This is a genomic window from Streptomyces himastatinicus ATCC 53653, from assembly GCF_000158915.1.
In the GTDB taxonomy this organism is placed as follows: Bacteria; Actinomycetota; Actinomycetes; order Streptomycetales; family Streptomycetaceae; genus Streptomyces; species Streptomyces himastatinicus.
The window spans coordinates 6,500,828-6,503,520 of the sequence record NZ_GG657754.1; the positions used below are offsets into that span (position 1 = coordinate 6,500,828).

General features: G+C 73.5%; 4 protein-coding genes. 3 read left to right on the top strand and 1 reads right to left on the bottom strand.

Features of this window, described 5'->3' with window-relative positions; genetic code table 11:
* Positions 1 to 40: 40 nt before the first annotated feature.
* Entirely contained in the window at positions 41 to 235 is a 195-nt protein-coding gene (locus tag SSOG_RS27685; RefSeq protein WP_009717566.1) for an antitoxin, read from the bottom strand.
* A 146-nt stretch (positions 236 to 381) separates the two neighbouring features.
* On the opposite strand from SSOG_RS27685, the gene SSOG_RS27690 reads away from it, so the two are divergent.
* The 3 genes from SSOG_RS27690 (at position 382) to SSOG_RS27700 (ending at position 2,501) form a co-directional block, all read left to right on the top strand.
* Entirely contained in the window at positions 382 to 1,164 is a 783-nt protein-coding gene (locus SSOG_RS27690; protein WP_009717567.1) for an HAD-IIA family hydrolase, read from the top strand.
* A gap of 81 nt (positions 1,165 to 1,245) precedes the next feature.
* Positions 1,246 to 1,926 carry a hypothetical protein gene (locus tag SSOG_RS57950; RefSeq protein ID WP_009717568.1) on the top strand — a complete coding sequence of 227 codons (681 nt, stop codon included), beginning with the start codon at positions 1,246 to 1,248 and terminating at the stop codon, positions 1,924 to 1,926.
* The gene (locus SSOG_RS27700; protein WP_009717569.1) at positions 1,923 to 2,501 is read left to right on the top strand and encodes a class F sortase; all 579 of its coding nucleotides are present in this window, start codon (positions 1,923 to 1,925) and stop codon (positions 2,499 to 2,501) included. The genes SSOG_RS57950 and SSOG_RS27700 overlap by 4 nt, the downstream gene beginning before the upstream one ends.
* The last annotated feature ends 192 nt before the right edge of the window (positions 2,502 to 2,693 follow it).

Consider the following 2,693-nt stretch of genomic DNA (forward strand, 5'->3'; position numbering starts at 1 on the left):
CCCTCGTCGTGAAGTCCCGGCGCGCGAGGCGCTGAGGACGCTACCGCTCACCGCCCCGGGGCCCCTCGCCCCGGCGGCGGAGCTCGTCGTCGACCTTGTCCGAGCCGCGCTGGACCTGCTCCGAGTGCTTGCCGCCGGTCTTCTTGTCGGCGGTGTCCGCCCCCTTGCGTGCGGCCTGTCGGCTCTTGTCCGGGTTCTTGGCGATCGCGTCCTTCAGCTTGTCCATGATGCCCATGGCGGTCTCCTTACGGTTACCGGTCGGCTCGCATTCCCCCTCCCCTCAGCATCGGACACCTGTGCGGGTCTGTCGCGCTGAGGCTCCGGAGGCCCCGGTTAGGCTGAGGACGTCGCCAGACGGTCAAGCCGAGCGGAGAGCAACCAGTGGCAGAGCGCAAGCCGATCGAGTCATGGCTCACCGACATGGACGGGGTGCTGATGCACGAGGGCATACCGGTGCCCGGGGCCGACGCCTTCATCAAGCGGCTGCGCGAGTCCGGCAGGCCGTTCCTCGTGCTCACGAACAATTCCATCTACACCCCGCGTGACCTGCACGCCCGCCTCTCCCGCATCGGCCTCGACGTGCCGGTCGAGAACATCTGGACGTCGGCGCTGGCCACCGGCCAGTTCCTGGACGAGCAGCGCCCCGGCGGCACCGCGTACGTCATCGGGGAGGCGGGGCTGACGACCGCCCTGCACGACATCGGGTACGTCCTGACCGACGTCGAGCCGGATTACGTCGTGCTCGGCGAGACCCGTACGTACAGCTTCGAGGCGCTCACCAAGGCGATCCGCCTGATCAACGACGGGGCCCGGTTCATCGCGACCAACCCGGACGAGACCGGCCCCTCGGCCGAGGGCGCGCTGCCCGCCACGGGCTCGGTCGCGGCGCTGATCACCAAGGCGACGGGCCAGGAGCCGTACTTCGTCGGCAAGCCGAATCCGCTGATGATGCGCGCCGGGCTCAACGCGATCGGCGCGCACTCCGAGAGCAGCGCGATGATCGGCGACCGGATGGACACGGACGTCCGGGCCGGTCTGGAGGCGGGCATGGAGACGTTCCTCGTGCTCACCGGGGTGACCCAGGCCGATCAGGTGGACCGCTTCCCGTACCGGCCGTCCACCGTCGTCGACTCGATCGCGGACCTGGTGGAACGCGTCGTCTGACCACTCGCATGGAGCAGGGCCGGGTCCGCAGCGGATGCGGGCCCGGGCAGGGCGCGTGAGCCTCGTGGTGGGAGGTTCACGATGCGCATCGCCACCCTCACGCTCTGTACGGCGGCTCTCTGCCTCATCGCCTCGGGGCCCGCTCTCGCCGATCAGCGCCACGACGGAACCGCCACGATCCGGGTCAGCCCGCTCGCCATCGCGCCCGGCGCGGAGGTGGAGGTACGGGCCTTCGGCTGCCAGGGCACGATGGCGACGGCCACCTCGCCGGTGTTCGTCAGCGACGCGGAGCTGACCCCCGACGGCGACGGGCTGTTCAGCGAGGCGACGATCCGCTCGACGGCGACCAAGGGCGCGCATCGGGTCTCCGTGGACTGCGGCGGCGGCGCCGCGCCGGGGGGCACCGGGAAGGTGTCCGTGGCCGTGGAGCGCCCGCCCTCGCCCGTCGCGCCCGTGCACGCGGGCGGCGGCGGTGCGCCGCGGCCCGCCGAGCCCGAGGGACGGTGGCCACGGGGCGGCGTCGGCGGCGCGGAGGCGTACAGCCTGGTGCTGTCCGGCGGTACGGCGGTGGCCGTCGCGGGGCTCGCGGTACGGCGGCGCCGGCAGCGGCAGCGGGTGGGTGTGGGTGGCCGAATGTATGAGACGCGCTTCCCCGGACCCGGACGGCTGGCCATGGGGCCTGGCCTGGGTGGCGCTGCTGCTCGGGCTGTGGATGTGGGGCCGGGACATCACCGACGGTACGGGCGCCCCCGGCGCCGATGACGGGGGACGCGGCCGCGGTCGGCCGCCCCCCGGCCCATCCGCTGCCCGAGGCACACGCCCCGCTTCCGGCCGCGCGGCCGCAACGCGTGGACATCGCGGCGGCCGGGGTCCACGCCCCGGTCATCGCCTCCGGCCTGGACCGCAAGGGGGCCGTGAAGCCGCCGCCCTTCCGCCGCGCGAACTCCGTCGCCTGGTACCGGGGCGGGCCCGAACCGGGAACGGCGGGGGCGGCCGTGCTGGTCGGCCACGTCGACACCCGGTCCAAGCCCGCGGTCTTCTACCGGCTGAGCGACCTCCGGCGCGGCGAGACGCTCCGGGTCGCCCGGTCGGACGGTTCGACGGCGGAGTTCACGGTGGAGGACGTGGCGATGGTGACCGCCAAGCGCTTCGACGCCCGCCGGGTGTACGGGGCGCGGACCGGCGGCCGGGCGGAGCTGCGGCTGATCACGTGCGGCGGACGGTTCGACCGGAAGACGCGGACGTACTCGGCGAACGTGGTGGTGTCCGCGTACCTGACGAACACGACGCGGCCCACGCCCCCGACGCCCCGAACCACCCCCGGGAACGCGGGCTGACCCCCGCCCGTTCTCCGCTCATGGGTGGGTTCCTGCCGTATCTGATCTTCGTCGGCGCGCTCGCCGCCGTCATGGGCCTCTTCGCCTGGCTGGCCGTCGTGGCCCGCCGCCGGGGCGTCGCGGGGTCGGCGATCCGTGCGGCCGTGGCGGCCCATGACCAGGCGTGGCAGGTGTCGGGGTATCAGTCCCACC